Raw genomic sequence first — 20878 nt, 5'->3', positions numbered from 1 at the left:
TGGAAAAATAATAAAGGTGGTGATGGAGTGTCCGATGAAGAGCTGTTAGAGATATTGTTAAGGTTTTCCGAAGTCTTATCAACGAATAATATCTTTACATCTGGGTTAAGGATCGTAGGGTGGGGAACGATATTATTCTTGAAAATGATTGTTGATGGTCTGGAAGGAATGGTTGATCAGGTCTTAACCTTAACGGATTTCTTTTCGAGCGATCCCGTGACTAACTTTCTCGAAACCATCCAGCCTGTTCTCTATATCATGCTGGCCATTTCATTGGGGATGATCGGCTTTCGATTAATCTTTAATAAAGAAAAGAATCGATCTGACATTCCAATGAACCTATTTATATCGATCATGACGATTACTCTGTTGTCTTTTGGAATGGGGAAAGTGAATGACTTTACTGGAGATGCAATGGACGTAGCGAAAGTACAAACAGATTCTTTTACCACCTCTGATCGAGTAATGGAAGACCATATTACGGATATTTCTGTCTATGATGAATATGGATGGGAAGACCCAGAAGTGGAAAACCGGCACCATGTTGCTCCTAGTAACATTGATAAAATTTCTATAAATGAGACGATGACTAAGGAATTCGAAAAAGCAAATGAAGACCAACTCACATCTAAAGGGAAAGAAATCGTAATGAATAAGGTAGGGTTAGAATCAAATGGTGAAGAAGGACTTGTTGAGTTAGGCAAGAGCGGGCTGTTTGATTTTCTTCCAGAAAATTATTACAGGTGGCATGTGGATTGGTTTACTGCCATCGTAACTCTTTCCGTGATGGCTTTTACCATGATATTAATATCGATTAAAGTAGCCAAGCTCTGTTTTGAGCTTGGCTTTAATCATATCGTGGCGCTAATTATGGCGTATTCTGATATATCCACGGGCCAGCGATTGAAAGCGATCATTAAGAATATTGGAAGCATTTTTGCTTCGCTTATCATGATTTTCTTAAGCTTACGTGTGTATATGTATTACACAACTTTTATAAATAATAATCTTGAAGGACTTGGGTATCTGATTGCTTTAACTGCAGGAAGTTTGGCTGTCATTGATGGTCCTAATATCGTGCAAAAACTCTTTGGAATTGATGCTGGATTGAAAAATGCCTGGCATGTGGCGATGGGTGGTTACCTAGCTTCTAAAACACTCGGACCTCCTGTGAAGAAAGCTGCAGGAGCTATTACAAGTGGTGGTGTATCAGCCTTGATGAATACAGGTGCCGGGACAGCTGGTGCGGTCGCTGGTATCTATGGACGCAAAGATGAGAGGAAATCTAAGACAAATGGAAAAAGTGATTCATCATCAACTGAAGGAAATAGAAGTCAAGGAAATAGAAAAAAACAAGAGCCAAGTCCAATGACATTCAATCAGGAAGGGCAAAAAGGTTCGTTGGGAGGAAAAGAAGTTAGAAGTCCGGAGGCAGGAAATCGTTCATCCAGCTATGAAACTCAGGGTCAGTCCCATCCTTCTTCTCAGAAAGGGCCCTCTATGAACACTACAAAAGAAGATTCCCCAGGAGGATTGGACGTACAGTCATCGAACCAAAGCAATGAGCAACCTATATATACTCAACCTAAGAAAGATAAAAAACAAGAGAAAGATATAGGTAGTAGTGAAACAGGAAGCGCACGTTTAGATGCAAACGATAATGAACCTAAGGAAGAGACAAACCAAATAGCTGCAAGTGCCGAATTAGAAACACCAGACGTAAAAGCTCCAAAAATTACAGATGATATTCCTATGCCTAATCAATATAGAACAGAGCAGCGAACTGTAGGAGGATATATGAAAGATCGGTTGGGTGAGCGATTTACTAATAATCCTAAGGTTCAAAGTGCAAAACGGACGTATAACTTATCTCGAAACACTACGGAGAACTGGATAAATAAAATTAAGAAACGCGGGCCTGAGTCTTAACTTGGTTCGCGTTTTTTTATGAAGGAGGGTTTTTATTGCAATACAAGATACCATCCGAAATTGGAAGTGAGTTGAAGATCAACCGTCTATTTTATCTTACAGACTTACTTGTGGTACTCATCTTAGGCGGCATAGGCTTTACATTCCGATATGTCGTTCATTCTTCATTCGTTTGGTACTATGCGATTTTTTGGATCATATTGATGGTTGCTTGGTTGATCCGACCCAAAACGAACCCTAAACTTCGTATGGTCAAAGCCTTATTCTTAGCTGTCACAAGGGACCGAATTGCTTATTGTGCCATTGATAAAAAAGAAAGGGAGGATGGTAGGGATGGTGATCAAATTTGAAGAGTTAAATGATGAAGAATATGCGTTTCAAAAGTTTAAGGCACTTCTTGAAGAACAGCTTGGGCGAGACTTAACAAAAATAGAAGCACGGAAGATTCGTTGGTTGTCTGGATGGGAGCATGAGACGGTAGGCGTATTTTTTGACCTGATTCATGAAGTAGCAGGAAAGAAAAATGAGGGAGGACTTTAAATGAAGAAGAATAAGAAAGACCAACCTTTCTTTAAAGAAGACAGTTCCGAAAAAATGGCTCTTTTTGATGAACGAAAAACTACTGAGAAAAACAAGAAGCAGCAAAGGTCGAACGCTAAAAAGAAAAAGAGAGAGGTGGCAATTCCATCCATAGCTGAGATTCTTCCCATTCAGGACATGACCGAAGAAGGATCCTTTCAATTAAAAGGAGACACGGGCTATATGGACGTGATGCAACTTCAGAGTAAAGATATTTATTCTCCATCTACCCAGGAAACCGAGTACGACATCATGAAGATGGCTAAGTTCTTTCAATCATATGCGCCGGATATCAAGATCGTATCTATGAATTTTCCGGTTAATATGAAAAAACAACTAGATGCGATTAATTACAGGATTACACAGAACAAGGCGCCTCTTTATGAACGTTTTTTAATTAGAAAAAGGGAGGAACTGCACTTTTTAGAGACCTACCGGACAAACAGAGAATTTTATTTATACATTTACGCGACTAGCCTTAAACAGCTTGCTGAGTATAGAAACAATTGTCGGCGCTATCTTGGTCGAGTCGCTCCGGTCCTTGAGTTAACTGATGAAAAGAAGCTTGATTTGCTCTATAAGCTATATAATCAAAATTCTAAATTAGAGAAGAGGGGTTAAGGAATGTTCTCATTTCTAAAAAAGAAAAGTGATGCCGAAGAAACACAAGAAAAAGGATATAACCCTTTTTTACTGGCCCATATCCAACCGCAAGGAGGAATTAAATTTCACGAAACCTTTACTCGAAAAGGAGACGGTTATGAAGTTTGTGTCCATGTCTATTCCTTCCCTAAAAATGTTTCAGACTTTTGGTTAGAACCTATTTTCAATATGGAGAATGTCATTACTACAATGGATATTGTCTCTGACGATCGTTACAAAGTTCGAGATGGATTAAACAAAGGGATGGCTGAACAGAGTTCCAGAATGATTAATGAAAAAGATAATGCAGGCATTATTGAAGCGCAAAATAACTACGATGATTTGCGGCAGCTATATAATCAGGTCTCTGAAGAAGGAGAAATCATAAAGCGTGTTCATCTTAGGCATTATGTAAGTGCACCAACAAGAGAAGAGCTGGAAGACAAAGTGAAAGTTGTCTTATCGACTTTACAGGACGAGAACTTTCGAGGGTCCATCTTCTTAAACGAACAGGAATTTGAGTGGAAATCAATACTCACGAATTATACAGAACAATCCACTTATCGAAACAAGAGGGAAGGTCATCCGATACCCGCACTAGGGTTAGCAGGTGGCTTTCCTTTTCATTTTACTAGCTTAAACGATCCTTACGGTACATTCTATGGCACGACACTCACCGGAGGAAACGTCGTCTTTGATCTTTTTCATAGAGATCAGCAGCGTAAGAGTTATAACGGAGTCATGGTCGGAGCGATGGGGGCAGGAAAGTCTACGACACTTAAGAAAATTATGCTGGATAATGCGATTAAAGGATATAAGGTCCGGACGTTTGATGTCACAGGAGAATTTGTGGAGTTAACGGAAGCTTTAGGTGGGAAGCAGATTGCTCTCGATGGTTCAGATGGGGTCATCAACCCTTTGCAGGTGTATCGAACGGCAGAGGACGAATATACGTCCTTTACTCAGCATTTATCCAAATTGACGACATTCTATAAATTCTTAGCACCTGAAGCGAATGATAGTGAACTAAAAGAATATGAAAATCTATTAAGAAAGCTCTATGAAAAGCTTGGCTTATGGAACGATGATTCAAATTCAAATATAACCGAATTTTCTGTCCATGAGTACCCTATCTTCACCGATTTTCTTGCCTTTATCGAAGAACAACTCTATGAAAATATCAAGGAAGGGAAGCAAAAGGAGAAGTTGAGTCAGGAAAGGAAACGACGCCTGGAAAGCATCGAATTAAACATTCGTAACCTTGTAGAGACTTACGCGCATCTCTTCAATGGAGTATCAACCATCGAACACTTTGATGAGCAACAGGTCGTTACGTTTACCCTTAGGGGCCTATCGCAAATGAGGGCAGAGGTTTTCCAAGCGCAATTGTTTAATGTACTCAACCTCCTGTGGGACTCCATGCTAACGAACGGTTCACCTCAGTTTGATTCTTATAATCGAGGAGAATTAGCTTTTGAAGACGCTGTACGATATCTCATCTTGATGGATGAAGCCCATCACATCATTAATACAAAGAAAAAAAGTGAAAGTGCTCTTGATTTTCTTACAAAGTTTAGCCGTGAGGCTAGAAAGTATTTTGGTGCTCTTCTCTATGCCAGTCACACCATTCGTGATTTTGTTCCTGAGGGTTCGGATCAGAGTATGGTAGAGGAAATCAAGAAGCTTTTTGAACTGACCCAATACAAAATTATTATGCAGCAAGATAGTAACAACTTAGAGATGATGCAGCAAATATTCATGGGGCAATTAAGCCAAAGTGAATTAAAAGATATCCCTTACCTACAAACAGGGGAGACGATGTTAAGCATCCGTGCGGTTGAAAACATTCGTTTCAAGGTGGAGGTATCGGACGAAGAATTAGCCTTGTTTGGAGGAGGTGCATAAGGATGCCTTGGTCCCTTCTCCTGGGGTTAGTCCCTCGGAAAGTATGGCTATGGTTAATTGGTGTTCTGGTAGCTCTTTTCCTTCTACAAATGCTCTTATATGCTTCTGTCATTACAGGGCTGATCGGTTATCAAAAGTCTTCCTCCAGTGAGGATGTGAGGTCCGTTGATGTGGTAAATGGAACTGCGCAAGTTTCAGCTGCATTAGAAGAGTACCGCCCTCTGTTTGAAGAATATGCCGAAAAGTATGGGGTGTCCAAGTATGTGGAGCTTCTCTTGGCCAAAACGATGCAGGAATCTGGTGGACGTTTGGGTGATGTGATGCAAGCAAGTGAGTCTCTCGGTCTACCTCCAAACACGATAGAGGACCCTGAAAGAAGTATTAATGTCGGAATCCGATACTTCTCTGAAATGCTGGAGAAAGCAGGGGGAGATATTAAGCTAACACTCCAAGCTTATAACTTCGGTGGAGGGTTCATTGATTACGCAAACGAACACAATAATGGAGAATACAGCAAAGAGTTAGCGATCGAATTTTCAATAATGAAGTACCAGGAATTGAAGCATACAGGCATGTATTCCTGCATTAGACCTGAGTCGGCAGAAACAGGAGCTTGTTATGGGGATATAGGTTATGTTGAGGCCGTTTTAAGTTACCTTAAAGGAGGAGTTATTGAAGCAGATTTACAACCAACGGGAGATTGGGTTATGCCCGTTGAAGGAGCACTCACACAAACATCTGATTACGGCATGCGCTCAGATCCTTTTGATGGAACACCGGACATGCATAGAGGTATTGATTTTGCTTGTACGAACGCCGTAACGCCTATTCAAAGCGTAGATAACGGTCAAGTGGTTGATGTGGTAAGAAAAAACTCTGGTTATGGAAATAACGTACTTGTGAAACATGAAGAGGGACTTTATAGTCACTATGCTCATTTGTACACGATAAGTGTACAAAACGGGGAGATGATTCAAAAAGGAACAAAAGTAGGCAAGTGTGGTTCGACAGGAAACTCTACAGGTCCCCATCTACATTTCGAAGTTAGGACCAAAAAACAGTATCGTTCTGATGTAAATCCTGCCCCATATCTTGGACTTTAAGAAAGGGGGAAGTTGATGAATAGACGTGTTCTTTTTGGCCTGTTTGTCGTTCTGTTAATCGTTCTCACATTGGTTAATATATATGCTGCACGCACAGCATCGAGTGATGATCTACAGGAAAGCTTGCATCAATTAAAAGTGAAAAACGAAAAGACTATGGAAGAAAAAACTGAATTAAAAGAGACGTTACAACAACAGGAACCTGCTGACATTCAAGCGAGATATGACGCTTTAGTGAAGCAGGTTTCTACTTTTATAGAGGTTGCTTTTAAACAGGATAAAGAGACCTATCAAGAAAGGAAAAAAGAAGCTCACAAGGTGATGAGCAACGATTTAGCTTCAACCTTCTTTCCTACAGAGACCTATAAAGGAGACAGGAAAACGGAGGTGGATGAAGTAGAAATATTCATCAAAACAGGTCATCTCACAAACAATCAAGCTAGCGTATTAGTTAAGTTTAAACACACGCTCTATTCTTTACAGAGCAATCAAAAACAGGTGTCTCCTGTGTTCCTCAGAATAAATGCTCATAGAGAAGAAGAGCACTGGATAATAACAGATTTTCAAGACGTCGAAGAGGAGGGCTATTCATGAAGAAACAAACGAAACACATCACGGAAGGAACCTCAAAAAAATATCTTATTGGACTAAGCGTCATGGCTATGGCGCTTCTTTTTTTCTTGTTTTCTGGTTTTATATTTGGTGATGAAAATCAGAGTAAAATTCAACAAACGCCTGTCAATGAACCTCTGAACTTACAAGGATCAGGTGAACTTACGATTAAGGACTGGGTTTATAATCCAACGAAAAAGCTGATGGTTGTCACCATAAACATCAATAAATCAACAGCTTTATTAGATGAATCCTTGAGCTTTACTGCTCAGGAAAAAGAGCATCCAAAACGCGATCTTCCAACGCACGTAGAGTACAACGATGAAAGCAGATATGTCATTAGTATCCACCAGGTAAGTCCTTCCTTTGATGTCATGGCACTCGATGTTATTAAGGAAGAAAACGCCATGCTATTTCCTGAAAAGAATGATCAAAATTCCCTGAAAGGGGGTGAGGAAAAGAAAGAGCTGGCACGTATTTATACAGATCAACGTAAAGTGGAAATGGACAAACAATTAAACATTTTAACGGAGCAAGAATATGAAGTTGCTGCTGTATCTGAAGAGATCGAAGAGGTTAAAGAAACAATAAAAGAGAAGAAGGCAAGTATTCAAACCATCGATGAACGAATCAAAGAAGTTGATCAAAAAATCGTTGAATTAGAATCAGAGCTTCTTTACGAAACGGAGGAAGAGAAAAAGAATACAGAGGCTAGAATTAATCACCTAGAAAATGAAAAAGATCAGATCAATCAAGAGGCAGCTGAACATGAACTAACCATCCAAACCATCGTTGAAAAGATTGGGATGTTAGAAGAAAAACGAGAGATGATTTCGAACTAAAAAGGGGCGTAGGTTGTGGTAGAGGTCAACACAGGGTCCACACATCTCCTGTGCAGGGACCACACACCAAGGTGAAAACACGAATGGATGTTCCTGTTTTAGCCGCACAGCGACCGCACATCTGGAGATTTTCTTGTTCCCTCGTTTTGCCCGGCTCTGCCGGGATTCACACGCCAAGTGGGAACAAAAACCCCTTATGCTCTTCTCATTATTTACTAGTATTAGTGTCTTTATTAAAAGGAGTGATTGTAATGGAAGTAAGAATTCGTTATATGGATCCAAAAACCGTCCAACGAATTGACGAAATTGCGGAAGAAAAAGGTTTAAGCCGGCAAGAGTTTTTACATGCTCAGTTGCATCAATTAGCTGTCTTTAGAGAAGAGAACAACCGTGAACAAAGACTACAGCAATTAGTCGATCGAAACATCCAAACGATGGCTCATTGTTATATAGCCATTCGAGAAATGAATGATCTTTTGCAGATTGAAGAACCGGGTGAAAAAGCATGAGTAAAACTATAACGCCTGGAGTGGTTTTAAAAACAAAATTCGTAACAGCGAATAAGAAAGGATTTCAAGATTATGTGCAATACGTGGACCGTGAAGAAGCTAAAGGAAAAGGGGAAGCTCATCCGTCCATGTTTAGTTTATATAATCACTATATGGACGATCCAGATAAAACATCTGCTTTGTTTACTCAGCAATCGGACCATTTGTCGGTGGAAGGAAAGCAGGGCATTAAATCTTTGTTTGAACAAGCTCAAAAGAAGAACAGTATCATGTGGCAGGACGTCATTACGTTTGATAATGATTGGCTTCAGAAACGTGGCGTTTATGATTCAAAGACACACACCTTAGATGAAGATGCTTTGAAGCAAGTGACACGAAAATCCATGCAGTCGATGATGAAAAAAGAAGGATTACAAGAGAGTGCTGTTTGGTCGGCGGCAATTCACTATAACACCGATAACATTCATATCCATGTGGCCACCGTCGAACCCAACCCGACTCGTGAGCGTGGAAAGCGAAAACCGAAAACGTTAGACGCAATGAAAAGTGAAGTCGTGAATGGATTGTTAGATCGAACGCAAGAACGGAACCAAATTAACGCTTTGATCCGTGAGCATATGGTGAATGCGAAGAAAGAGAATAGCAGCATGAAATGGAGCAATAGAGAAATAAAACCTCTGTTCCACGACGTGTATAATCACTTGCCAGAGGATAAGCGACAGTGGCACTATGGCTATCAAACGCTGAATCCTATTCGACCCAAGATTGATGAACTAACGACAAGGTATTTAGATAAGTATCACGCCAAAGATATGAACCAGCTACATGAAAAATTGGATCAAGAAGTCAACGAATTAAAACAAGCCTATGGGCATGGACCTAAGGATAAGAAGCGATATCAGCATTACAAACAAAACAAGTTGGATGACCTCTATAAACGAATGGGCAATGCTTTCTTACAAGAAATGAAACGTTACGATCACCAGCAGTATCCTAGACAAACACCCAATACAAATGCCCATTATAAGTCCATGCCTTCAGGTATTTATTTGCAACGTTCCTTGAGAAGCATTCAACGTTCATTGGGACAAACGTATGACCAGTTTATCAATGACTTGGATCATCAAAAGTTAGAACGAGAAATTGAAAGAGAAAGGTAGGGGTACATGAATGAGAAAACGTCAAAATGTCACGTTGCATGAAGAGACAATTGCGTTAATTAAAGAGTATCAGGACCAGCATCATATTCGTTATCCTGGTGAAGCCTTAGATCGAATGATTGAAGAGTGGGAAACGCAAAAATCGAAGGACCACTCTCAAGAATATCTCCTGAGTTTGATGGCTCAACGTTTTCAAGACATGTTTTCTGAAGAAATGAAACGGTTGCGGTTAGCAGTTAATCGAAGCGATAAAAATACGCAGGTACTCCTTGAATTAATGAATGGTTTTGCGATGGACCAAAACTTAGAAAGCTGTGTGACGACACCAATTTTTGAAAGCCAAGCGATGAAGGATGCGAAACAAGCGGTTGAAGAAAGGATCAGTCATCAGCGTCAGAAGAGACTAAGTGCCGGTGAGACTCAACCAGCATCCAGCTAATGGTATGAATGAGGAATTATCCAACAAAGGAGTGGAAGGAATGCTTTCGTTTAATAGCAATTATGAAGTAGGTGTGTTTAAGCGTTTAAATGAAAATAATGAGCTCGTAATGGACGTGGGAAGTGAGGAATACACATTCACGTTGAATGATGGGGAAATGGATGATCTTGAGCAGCATTTATTGAATCAGGAGAACCTACTCATTCCTTTTCATAAGAAAACAAAGGAACTGATATTAAATACAGAACCCAATTATGATGAGGAAGAAATGGAAGAACTCATGAACATCAGTAAGGGAGCTGGGGATCATGGCGAAGACTAAACAATCCTATAAACAGAAATCACCGGAAAAGGTCAAAGAGGAGATTAATCGACTGACAGAGGGGATGGAAAAAAGTATTTCAAACCACTTTCATTCTCCCGAACAAATGAAAGAGTATCTAGACTTTATGGGGAAGTTCCACCGGTATTCTCCGCGTAATACGGCACTGATTGATTCACAGTTTCCAGGAGCCGAAGCTGTAGGATCTTACGCCTTCTGGAAAGATAAAGGGTTCTCTGTAAACAAAGGGGAGAAAAGTCTAAAGGTTCTTGTGCCCAATCGGTTAGGCAAGCAGTTTCAAGGTGAAGAAGGCGAATGGAAACCTTTGAAATATGCAACGAAAAAAGAAAAGCAACAAGTCAAAGACGGTCAACTCGATAAACGAGATGGCCGTCTTGTTTATTCTACTGGAAGTGTGTTCGATGTTTCCCAGACAACAGCCACTCAAAAAGATCTACCTCAAATCTTTCCTAACAAATGGATCGATGGGGAGATAGAAAACTACAGTCAGCTACGACAAGGGATGGAGGCTATAGCAGATAACAATAACATTCAAATTGTAGAGCCTTATGAAGAGTTAGGAGCAGCTAAAGGCGTCAGTTACACAGGAAGAGATGAAGTCGCTCTTAATCCTCGTAACTCTGAGCGACAAGATACAAAGACTCTGTTACATGAACTGACTCATGCCAAGCTTCATACAAAAGACAACATGAATGACTACACCAAACCGGAGAAAGAATTTCAGGCGGAAATGACAGCTTACACCGTTGCTTCATATTTCAATATTGATACCAGTGACTACTCGTTAGAGTATCTGCATCACTGGACGAAGGACCATGAATTTAAAGACCATGAAAGCCTATTACAAGAAGTTCAGTCTACAGCTAAAGAATTCATAACGACCATTGAAGAATCATTGGACCAAGAAAAGGAAGGGGAGAAAGGAATGAGTGTTAAAGAACAAAAACATGAAATGGAAGAGGAGAAACAAGAAAGAGCGATACTACCTTCAGAAAAGCTTCGGGACATGTACCGAAGCCAAGTGAGTAAGGCTGAGAAGGATAGCGGGCCGTTTGTTAAGGATGACAAGGCCGAAGAGGAATATTCTCATCAAGACTTCAAAGGTGCTTATAAAAAAGAGCTCATGAACTTTATTGAACCAACCGTCGGAAAAGAATTGGATAAAGAAGAAAACAATGACCGGCAAGAACGTTTAAATCAGATGCGTGCCTTTCAGGAGACTCACAGTAAAGAAGAGGTATATCAGCTTAAGAAAGAATCTCTTCAAGAATTAAAAGAACTACCATTGACCGATCGTGGAGAGCAGCGACTATCTCAAATCGAAAGTAAGCTGGACCGAGAGTTCCATGAAGAGAAAGAAAAAGAAAGCACCACTTCGGAAATGCAGAATGGAAAGGGGAATAAGGCGGCTTTTCAGCAGAAGGAAAAGCAAAAAGAAAAAGTAGAGGTTGAACGCTAGGCAGGGAGATTTCTCCCTGTCTTTTTATATATCTAATTTTAGAGAGGAGGAAGTGCTGCATGGCCAAACATGTAAGCGCGGACCAAGTGGAGGTTGCTCGGAATGTGGATCTCATAGACTATCTGGAGCGTAAAGGGGAGCCATTGAAGAAAGAGGGACGTTATTATCGCCATCAAGTCCATGACAGCCTAGTGATTAAAGACCAAATGTATGCCTGGAACTCTAGAGATGAAAAAGGAGCTGGAGTCATAAACTTTGCCAAAATGTTTTATGGGATGAGCTTCCCGGAAGCTGTTCTCGATCTAAATGAACAAGGTTATAAAGTAAAACAAAACGTCCAAGAGCAAAAGCCTAAGGAATCTTATCAATATCCTTCCCACTATGAAGTGAACGATAGGACAAAAGCTAAAGATTATCTAACTAATAAAAGGAAGATTCATCCTAAGATTGTCAATTGGCTTGATAAAAAGGACTTAATCGCACAGGACAAGCTCGGGAATGTGGTGTTTAAATGGAAGCAGCAGGGAGAGATCGTTGGTGCGGATCGACAAGGAACTTCTCCAATGAAAGATGGACGAGTGTTTAAAGGGATTGATAGAAACAGCCATGGTTCGGCTGGTTTTTCTGTAGATATTGGTAAGCCGAATTCCATTTACCTTTTTGAAAGTCCTATTGACGCCTTGTCTTATTGGAGTATTAAAAAAGAGAAGCTTAAAGATACACGCCTGATATCCATGTCTGGTCTGAAGCGTCAGACCATGGTCGATGAGATAAAACGAATGGGGAAGGAAGGTCATAAGGTAAATCAGATAATTTTTTGTACGGACAATGATAAGTCTGGCAGGGATTTTGCTGAAAAATATCACAAGTTACTCACAAAGAGACTATCATGCATTAATATAACAGAGGCTAAGGATTGGAATGAAGACCTTATTAAAAGAGAAGCTAGGAGTAGAAGAAACAGAGGGGACCTCATAGAGAAAAGCTAAAAGTGCTCAGTTTATATAAAAGGGGAGGGGCATGAAACGGCTATCCCCTCTTGTTTATATATGACAGTGGTAGCAAGAGAAAATTGTTCAAATTTTTAAACTGTTGTAAAATGGAAAAAAGCATGAATCTCGATATTAGTGCTTAATTTTAGGAGGTGAATAAAATGACTTCAAAATTTTCTGCTCATGCCCAAGCATTGGGGTATTTATATCAGGTTAGATATGCTTTATTACTTTTATTGAAACCTAAAGATTATGATTCGCAAATTTACATTGAAAAACTTGATGATATAGAGTTTGATCAAGATGGTACCCCTTCAGAGCTCATTCAAATGAAACATCATAGTACTAAGGGGAACTTGACTGATGCAAGTGCTGATATTTGGAAAACTTTTAGGGTGTGGAGTGAAGCGATTTTAGATGGACATGTAAATCCGTTATCTACTACATTCTCTCTGATTACAAATCAAGTAGCTTCAGAGGATTCAGCAGTTAGTAAACTCACGTATGATTCTGATATTAGGGATATAGAGGGTGCCCTAGAAATTCTGTTAGAAATTGCAAAAAATTCTACCAACAATACAAATAAAAAAGCATATGAGCAATTTATTGCTTTATCAGACTATCAGAAAAAAGCGTTGTTAAAAAGTACATATATATTGGATTGCAGTGAAGACATTATTGAAACGGAAGATAAAATTTTATATCAATTACGTTTGGCTACGAGACCTGAGGTTATAAAACCTTTATATGAAAGGTTAGAGGGGATTTGGTTTGATAAAGTTATCAAGCATTTAAAGAGTGAGTCAAAGCATCCGATAACATTTAGGGAAATTCAAGATAACATAAATGACCTTCAAGAGCAGTTGCAAAGAGATAATTTACCGATTGATTTTCATGACCTAATTGCACCAAAAGAGGAAGAGTTAAATGGTCGAGAAAGAATTTTTGTAGAACAACTTAAACTTGTATCTGTAGGTAACGCTAGAATTGAAAAAGCAATTAGTGATTATTATAAAGCATTCCAGCAAAGGTCAAAGTGGGTTAGAGATGAACTAATAATGATAAGTGAACTAGAATCGTATGAAAATAGGCTGGTTGATGAGTGGGAACGTAAATTTGAGATCATTATAGAAGACTTACAAGATGAAGAGTCTGAAAATGCAATAAAAAAAGAAGGGAGAGGTTTGTTTAATTGGGTTGATCAAGAGAACAATATTCAAATTCGGCCTAAATGTGATGAGCCTTATATTGTAAGAGGGAGTTATCACATGCTATCTAATCAATTAAAAGTGGGTTGGCATATGCAATTCTATGAAAGATTAAAATATCTCTTAAGCCAAACATTGGAGGAGAGAGTATGAAATTGTGGGGAGATCGTCCTGTTGAGGTAGGTCATTTACTTAACCCAGCTTTTTGTGGGGAGATAATACGTCGATCTATTAGAGAATATCAAAAACACTCAGAAGATAAGTTCGAGTTTCCACTTATTTATTTAATATTACCTATCACGTTACATAGGGGGACTCGTGCATATATCAATCCCCGTAGCAGAAGTAAAATGCATGTTTGGTTACAAGAGAATCAGGAGGTTAGAATAGGCTTTTCAGAAAGGGCTAAACAGCTTACTCCAATTACGAATGAATCAATCCAGTTCTTACTACATCAAAACGCTCTAGAAATCGGATCATATGGAGATGTAATAGTTCCTCCATATCGTCGTAAAAGAATTGATGGTTATAATTCGGATGAAATAGCAGATATTTTTAAAAAGGCAGAAAAAGTTGGTAAATGGTTCTCTAGTGCTGGAACAACGGCTACAATTTATACAATGTGGGGAGTGAAACCTTGATTTGCAATTAATTCAAATTGTTCTTTATAACAAAAAAGGTGAAAAAAGGATTGTTCCTTTTAATAGAGGAACAGTAAATATAATAACGGGAGGTTCAGGTACTGGAAAATCTGCTCTAATCGATATCGTAGAATATTGTATGGGTAGAAGAACGTGTGGCGTACCAGAAGGGATTATAAGGGAAGCTGTTTCTTGGTATGGAATTTTAATAGAGTTTGAGTATGATATGGCATTTATAGCGCGTAAAAATCCTGCCATTCATCAAACTTCTGGAGATGTGTATATTGAGACTGCTAGCAGTGTGACATCACCAGAAAAAATGCCAGTCTCTAATAGCAATGTTGATGCTTTAGTAGAATATCTGTCACAAAAAGTAGGTATATCTCCAAACTTACACCAACCACCCGAAGGTCAAACCAGAGAAGCCTTGGAAGCCAATATAAAACATTCTTTATTTTTATGTTTTCAACAACAGGATGAAATAGCAAGTAAACGTATATTGTTTCATCGTTCTACAGATGGTTTTATTAAACAATCAATAAAAGACACTCTACCATACTTTTTAGGTGCAATACATGAAGATCGATTAAAAATAGAACATGAATTATCTCGGTTCAAAAGAGAGTTGAAAAAGGCCAAGAGAAGGTTGAAAGAGGTTGAAAATATTAGAGGCGATGTAGCTACTAAAGGAACCACGCTTTTGTCTGAGGCTGAACAAGTAGGGTTAGTAGAGATGGAAGAATATCCATCTGATCTAAATTTAATAGTAGATTTGTTGAGAGGGTTGGACAAAGTAGAACCTACAAATATAAGTATGCCAGGTTTAGATAAACTAACTGAGCACCAAGTCACATTAAAGAAATTACAGAATGATTATAATGAAAATGCAGACCAATTAAATGCAGCTAAAAGTTTTATTAACGATGTAAATGGTTATGCTGCAGAAGCCCATCAACAGGAATTAAGATTAGAATCAATAAATTTATATTCTCAAACCGAATATGATCATTCTAAATGTCCATTATGCTCCAATACATTACATACACCTATACCTACTATAACTGAGATAAATAATTCTTTAAAAGATGTAAAGTCGGGCTTGGAGAATACTATAAAGGAACGGCCTAGGTTGCAGGAGTATATTGAAAACCTTGAAGAAAAAAAAGAAAATATTCAGGAGGAAATTAACCAAGTTAACCATTTGATTGATGGAATCTATAAAGAGCGGGAGTATGTTAAAGAACAAAAAGATTTATATCAACGAAGAGAAAGAGTAATTGGGCGGATTAGTCTTTGGTTAGAAAGTCTAAGTATTGAAGATAATACATTTCTGGTGGATAAAGTTGAAGCATTAAAAGAAAAAGTAAATGAGCTTGAAAAAGAGTTAGATACTGATGAAAAGGATGATAGACTAAACTCTATCTTGAACCGTATTGGATATAAAATGACAAAATGGGCGGAAGAATTAGATTTAGAACATAGTGGAGACCCTGTAAGGTTAGACTATAATGAATTAACTATTGTAGTGGATAGAGAAGATAGACCTATTCCTTTACACCGCATGGGTAGCGGTGAGAATTGGGTAGGCTATCACCTTATCGCACACTTAGCATTGCATTCTTACTTAACCGAACATAATAGACCGGTACCAAGATTTTTGTTTGTTGATCAACCAACTCAAGTTTATTATCCCCGAGATGAAGATGCTCAACTCCAAGGATCAATGGAAAACCTTAAGGATGAAGACAAAGAGGCTGTGAACAAGATGTTCGATTTAATTATAAATGTAGTAAAGAGTCTTTATCCTGGTTTCCAGGTGATAATAACAGATCATGCAGATTTAGCTAATGATAAATTTCAAAATGCAGTGGTTGAAAGATGGCGGGGACAAGCACTAATACCAGATTCCTGGAAATGAATATATTTATAAGATTTAGTTATGCTCTAATACTTAATGGTGGCGCGAGTTTGTTGCGTCACCTTGAATTTTATATGGGTATAAATTCTAATAAGGGTTCTTATACACCATAGATCAACTGTTGCAAAAGTTGGTGTAAAATTTGACAACATTACCCCAATATCATCAGGTCAAATTTAGAAACTCGCGCTTCACCAGGTTTCTAAGATTATTCACTTGTACAGCCTCTTGAGTTCTACTATTCTCTTCTACACCTGTTCCACTCTTTCAAAACTCCCCATGAACTTCACTACTTCTTCTTTGAATAAGCTCCTTTGGGAGTGTCTGTGTCATTACAGGAAAATGCGTCCCGGAGGGTCGCTCTCTTTCAAAGATTCGGTCCTTTCCTTCTCCCTCAAGTAAAGAGGGTACTACGATCTCGGCTCACTTCTGCCGATTCAGCTCATCATCTCTGAAGATGTTGCGAAGGGTACTTCGCTTATCCCACAGACATCCCCGGGCTAGGACATAATCTTCCCTTCCATATCCCCGTCTCATTTACTGCCTATCCCTTTGGTCGGTGGGACTTCGCTTTGTTTCGCAAGCTCATCCCAGATAGAGAGCCTTTTATAAGGGTTTGTTTTTCTTGAGGCAGAGGTCTGCCTCCGGCTTCCTTAAGATTCCAAGTCGCTCTGGACACCCTTGCCTTTGGCTAACGGCTAGAGCGATCTTCGCCGTTCGGGACTTGCCCCCTAGAGTTTATGCCCATGCCGGGCACAAAAAGGAATCGTTATGGATAATAACGTTTATATATAAGGGGTGGAGTATGAAACGGCCATGCCCCCTTGCTCATATATAGATTGTGATGCCTAGGAATTTTTGTATATATTTTTCTGCTAGTCATTGTGAAACTATTGAACTACATATAAAATAAGAGATAAGTATAAAAAAAGTAAGATGAGTGAGGTGGACTAGGTGGGTATCAAGCTCTTTCAAAGGACACAAAGAGACTTAGCTTTATCCATCAATCATGTGATTGACCAGTATTGGAATAACGGATTAGAAGAATCTCAAATGATAGACATGATACAAAATCTCTATAAAAATAACAAATCTAAGTTTATAAAAAATGGAGAATACACCACTATTATTATCCAACAGTGCGGAAAAAGAAGGTTAGAAGTAGTAACTAGAGTTTTGGAACTAAAGCTATAGAATAATTTACATATACAAAGACCTTTCTTTAGCATAGAGCTTTTTAATTCTATTAACCTGTATTAGGAGGGATTAGAATGGTGAAAGAATCATTATTTGGAAAAGAACCTTCAAGGCAGTTTCAAATGGCTTTAAAAGAACATGGAGAGGTATATACTAATCCATCAATTCTTAGGCAAACAATTGAAAATCATTTTGAAAAAATTCAAGAGGCAACAAAACAAAATGAATTTATTAATCTTCACCTGGCTGAGAAAATTCGAGAAGTTTGTTTAATTTTAATAAATGAATATAAAAAGGTTTCACATGACGAACAAAGGTATATTAATGCTACTATTAATTACTTTGTAGATATTAATGATGAAGAAGATGATCTTTACTCTCCATTAGGTTTTGATGATGATGCAGAAATTGTGAATGAATGTCTTGAATTAATAGGAAAAGAAGATTTAACAATTGATATTCAATGAAGGTGAGTAGATGGAAATGAAGACAAATTCTAAAAGAATGATTGCTCCAGGAGCAAGAGTTGAAGTCCGAGGAGAAGAATGGATTGTAAAAAAAGTAAATCCTATACAGGGGGGGCATAGTTACAAGGTAACAGGTGTCTCTGAACTTGTAAGAAACCATGAAGCGATTTTTCTAGACACATTAGATGAAATAACCGAAATAAAACCAGAAGATACTAATTTTGTGTTTGATGATTCAGAAAAGTATAGAGAAAGTAGATTATATATAGAAGCTCTTCTTAGAAAAACTCCCCCGATTGATAACCAACTATATACAGGTTATAGAGGAGCATTTGACCTTTCAGAGTTCCAGTTAAAACCAGCTTCCATGGCATTAGAGAACCTTCGCCCACGAGTATTAATAGCAGATGCTGTAGGACTTGGTAAAACAATTGAAGTAGGGGTACTATTATCAGAATTAATTAAACGGGGGCGTGGAGATCGCATCCTTGTTGTAACAATGAAATCTATGCTTAGTCAATTTCAACAAGAATTGTGGGCCCGTTTTACAATACCATTAGTAAGGTTGGATTCTGTAGGAATTCAAAAGGTACGTTCGAAAATTCCAAGTAATAAAAACCCTTTTAACTTTTATAGTAAAGCAATAATTTCAGTTGATACACTTAAGAATGATAGTCAATATCGAACGTTTCTAGAACAGTCCCACTGGGATGCAATTGTTATTGACGAGTGTCATAATGTTGCAAATGCTAATACACAAAGAAATCGTTTAGCTAGTTTATTGGCTAGAACTTGTGATTCATTAATCTTAACAAGTGCAACACCTCACAATGGAAAAGCACAGTCATTTGCGCAGTTAATTAATATGATAGAACCAACGGCAATTGCAGATGAAGAGAATTATACACATGAAGAGATAGAAGGATTGTTTACTCGTCGTTTTAAGAAGGACATCGAGCATGAAGTTGGGGATCAATTCAGTGACCGGCAACTTCATGTTGAATCTATGAAAACTACTGTTGAAGAAGAGCGTTTATTAAAATATGTCCATAGTCTAAGATTTAATACTTTGGATGGGAAAAGGTCAAAACAACTATCAATCTCTGGCCTATCAGGAATTAGAGGAACAAAGGATACATTATTTAAAAATACATTATTCAAGGCATTTTTATCTAGCCCCGCAGCCTGTTTACATACAGTACAGCAACGTATAAATAAACTACAAAAAAGAATGGAAGAAGACCCGCAAACGGAAGAAGTACTAGGTGAGGATTTAAATAAGCTTCAACATACTGAGGATTTAGTTCTCAAAGTTACAGATGAAACCTTTAGTAAATTGGATAAATTTAAATCACTGTTAAAACAATTGAATTGGGATGGCAAGAAAAACTCTCCTAGAATCATACTTTTTTCTGAACGTATTCAAACGTTAGAATTTCTATCACAGAAAATAAGAAAAGAGTTTAATGTTGATGAGAATGTGGTTCGTGTGTTTCACGCAGGATTATCAGATGTGGAACAACAAGAAGTTGTAGATAATTTTGGTAAGGAAAATGCTCCTGTTCGATTATTGTTAGCTACGGATGTTGCATCTGAGGGTGTTAACTTACACTACTACTGTAACCATCTAGTACATTTTGATATTCCTTGGTCACTTATAACTCTTGAACAACGTAACGGTCGTATTGATCGATATGGTCAACAAGAAACCCCTCATATTTATTATCTATTAACAAAGTCTGATGATGAAGAAATTAAAGGGGATTTTAGAATCTTAGACAAGTTAATTGAAAAAGAAGATGAGGCTCACAAAAATCTTGGGGACTCTGCGACAATCATGAATTTATTTGATCCTGAAAAAGAGGAAGAGTATATCGAAAAAGAACTTGCAGAAGATAAGTCTCCTAATGAAATTTTACCTACTTTAAATGGTCTGGATATGGATAAGATGTTAAGTGAAATGGATCAAATGTTAAACAACGCAGAAACTCCTAAAAGTGAAGAATATAAAAAGAGTACACCCTATCAATGGATGGATGATTATACATTTATGAAGCAAAGCTTACAAGTAATTCTGGATGAAGGAATAAATCAAAGAGACCAAATCGAATTCCATGAGGATAATGATTCAATAGTGTGGTTTGCTCCAGATGACATTAAAAATGTACTCACGCATTTGCCGAATGAAGCTATTCCAAAAAATAAAGAGTTCCATTTAACCACAAACAGAGATAGTATTCAAAAGTCAATCTCTGAAGCTCGGAAACATCAAGGGAAATGGCCTGATAAACAACTTCTATGGGAACAACATCCCTTGTTCACCTATCTAATTGAAAGAGTTATTATGAAATACGATAAAAATGAAGCTCCAATAATACAGTTGCCGAAATTGGAAGGTAATCAGGTTATTTACTTCATGCAAGGAGTTATGTTTAATAAACGAGCACAACCTGTTATTTCTCAATGGTTTGGGGTTGAAGTTAATGAAGTGTCTCAAGAAAATAATAAAGTGTATACATTTAATGAACTCGAGGAGAAGCTTGATACCAGTTCGGAATTATATAATCCTGGTGAATTTGAATATGACATTTCCTTACTTCATGATGAAAAAATAAATGCTATTAATACCGCTAAAGAATTCCTTAATGACTTACGGGATCAGCGTAAAAATTCACTTATGCAAGATATTACAGACGATTTAAGAAAGCTTAAAAAGTGGAGAGAAAAAAAAATGAATATAATAGAAAATGAAGAAAAAGAGAGGTCCGCTCGAGGTGCCATTCCCAAGCGCATTTCCGCAAAACTAGAGCATGAGAAGAAAACAGTTGAAGAGCTGTACAAAAGTCGTAGAGAGTGGATAAATAATACCATGGCAACAGACGAAAGGCCATTCTTACGAATAGCAGCTGTATTGGTAGGTAAATAAGGAGTGA

Annotated in this window: 20 protein-coding genes; all 20 read left to right on the top strand. The window is 38.1% G+C overall.

The annotated features are described in order from the left end of the window. Positions 1-27 precede the first annotated feature (27 nt). Complete coding sequence (locus tag GLV97_RS06120; protein WP_160889258.1) at positions 28-1929, top strand: pLS20_p028 family conjugation system transmembrane protein; 1902 nt, start codon at positions 28-30, stop codon at positions 1927-1929. Between the two features lie 35 nt (positions 1930-1964). Continuing rightward, entirely contained in the window at positions 1965-2279 is a 315-nt protein-coding gene (locus tag GLV97_RS06115) for a DUF5592 family protein (protein ID WP_160841187.1), read from the top strand. Beyond that, entirely contained in the window at positions 2263-2469 is a 207-nt protein-coding gene (locus GLV97_RS06110) for a hypothetical protein (protein WP_160889257.1), read from the top strand. Before GLV97_RS06115 ends, GLV97_RS06110 begins: the two co-directional genes overlap by 17 nt. Continuing rightward, a complete protein-coding gene (locus tag GLV97_RS06105) occupies positions 2470-3129 on the top strand; it encodes a hypothetical protein (RefSeq protein WP_160889256.1) in 660 nt (219 codons plus the stop codon). It abuts the gene before it with no gap. A 3-nt stretch (positions 3130-3132) separates the two neighbouring features. Beyond that, positions 3133-5055 (top strand): VirB4 family type IV secretion system protein, encoded by a 1923-nt coding sequence (locus GLV97_RS06100; RefSeq protein ID WP_160889255.1) that lies wholly within the window; start codon positions 3133-3135, stop codon positions 5053-5055. 2 nt (positions 5056-5057) lie between these two features. Beyond that, entirely contained in the window at positions 5058-6158 is a 1101-nt protein-coding gene (locus GLV97_RS06095; protein ID WP_160889254.1) for a lysozyme family protein, read from the top strand. Positions 6159-6173: 15 nt separating this feature from the next. Continuing rightward, positions 6174-6752, top strand: a complete 579-nt coding sequence (locus GLV97_RS06090) for a hypothetical protein (RefSeq protein WP_160889253.1) — start codon at positions 6174-6176, stop codon at positions 6750-6752. Beyond that, positions 6749-7612, top strand: coding sequence for a hypothetical protein (locus tag GLV97_RS06085; protein ID WP_160889252.1), 864 nt, complete (start codon positions 6749-6751; stop codon positions 7610-7612). The genes GLV97_RS06090 and GLV97_RS06085 overlap by 4 nt, the downstream gene beginning before the upstream one ends. 251 nt (positions 7613-7863) lie before the next feature. Next, on the top strand, positions 7864-8121 hold the full coding sequence (locus GLV97_RS06080) for a hypothetical protein (protein WP_160889285.1): 258 nt from the start codon (positions 7864-7866) through the stop codon (positions 8119-8121). Continuing rightward, positions 8118-9281, top strand: a complete 1164-nt coding sequence (gene mobP2 / locus GLV97_RS06075) for a MobP2 family relaxase (protein ID WP_160889251.1) — start codon at positions 8118-8120, stop codon at positions 9279-9281. Before GLV97_RS06080 ends, mobP2 begins: the two co-directional genes overlap by 4 nt. Positions 9282-9291: 10 nt before the next feature. Continuing rightward, positions 9292-9720: a hypothetical protein gene (locus GLV97_RS06070; protein ID WP_160889250.1), complete on the top strand. Its 429-nt coding sequence runs from the start codon at positions 9292-9294 to the stop codon at positions 9718-9720. A 40-nt stretch (positions 9721-9760) separates the two neighbouring features. Then, positions 9761-10042 carry a hypothetical protein gene (locus GLV97_RS06065; RefSeq protein ID WP_160889249.1) on the top strand — a complete coding sequence of 94 codons (282 nt, stop codon included), beginning with the start codon at positions 9761-9763 and terminating at the stop codon, positions 10040-10042. Next, positions 10029-11522, top strand: coding sequence for an ImmA/IrrE family metallo-endopeptidase (locus GLV97_RS06060; RefSeq protein ID WP_160889248.1), 1494 nt, complete (start codon positions 10029-10031; stop codon positions 11520-11522). The genes GLV97_RS06065 and GLV97_RS06060 overlap by 14 nt, the downstream gene beginning before the upstream one ends. Before the next feature lie 59 nt (positions 11523-11581). Continuing rightward, positions 11582-12511 carry a toprim domain-containing protein gene (locus GLV97_RS06055; RefSeq protein ID WP_160889247.1) on the top strand — a complete coding sequence of 310 codons (930 nt, stop codon included), beginning with the start codon at positions 11582-11584 and terminating at the stop codon, positions 12509-12511. A gap of 164 nt (positions 12512-12675) precedes the next feature. Next, positions 12676-13875 carry an ABC-three component system protein gene (locus GLV97_RS06050; RefSeq protein WP_160889246.1) on the top strand — a complete coding sequence of 400 codons (1200 nt, stop codon included), beginning with the start codon at positions 12676-12678 and terminating at the stop codon, positions 13873-13875. Then, positions 13872-14363: a three component ABC system middle component gene (locus tag GLV97_RS06045; RefSeq protein WP_160889245.1), complete on the top strand. Its 492-nt coding sequence runs from the start codon at positions 13872-13874 to the stop codon at positions 14361-14363. Before GLV97_RS06050 ends, GLV97_RS06045 begins: the two co-directional genes overlap by 4 nt. A gap of 1 nt (position 14364) precedes the next feature. Beyond that, a complete protein-coding gene (locus GLV97_RS06040) occupies positions 14365-16281 on the top strand; it encodes a DUF3732 domain-containing protein (protein ID WP_160889244.1) in 1917 nt (638 codons plus the stop codon). A 954-nt stretch (positions 16282-17235) separates the two neighbouring features. Then, positions 17236-17475, top strand: a complete 240-nt coding sequence (locus GLV97_RS06035) for a TIGR04540 family protein (RefSeq protein WP_337194080.1) — start codon at positions 17236-17238, stop codon at positions 17473-17475. 77 nt (positions 17476-17552) lie between these two features. Next, positions 17553-17945 carry a hypothetical protein gene (locus tag GLV97_RS06030; RefSeq protein ID WP_160889243.1) on the top strand — a complete coding sequence of 131 codons (393 nt, stop codon included), beginning with the start codon at positions 17553-17555 and terminating at the stop codon, positions 17943-17945. Between the two features lie 10 nt (positions 17946-17955). Next, entirely contained in the window at positions 17956-20871 is a 2916-nt protein-coding gene (locus tag GLV97_RS06025) for a helicase-related protein (RefSeq protein WP_160889242.1), read from the top strand. Positions 20872-20878: the final 7 nt, after the last annotated feature.

This window comes from Halobacillus litoralis, assembly GCF_009856355.1.
Lineage (GTDB): Bacteria > Bacillota > Bacilli > Bacillales > Halobacillaceae > Halobacillus > Halobacillus litoralis_B.
Note: the sequence above shows the minus strand (reverse complement) of the source record. Positions and strands in the feature narration are given on the sequence as shown.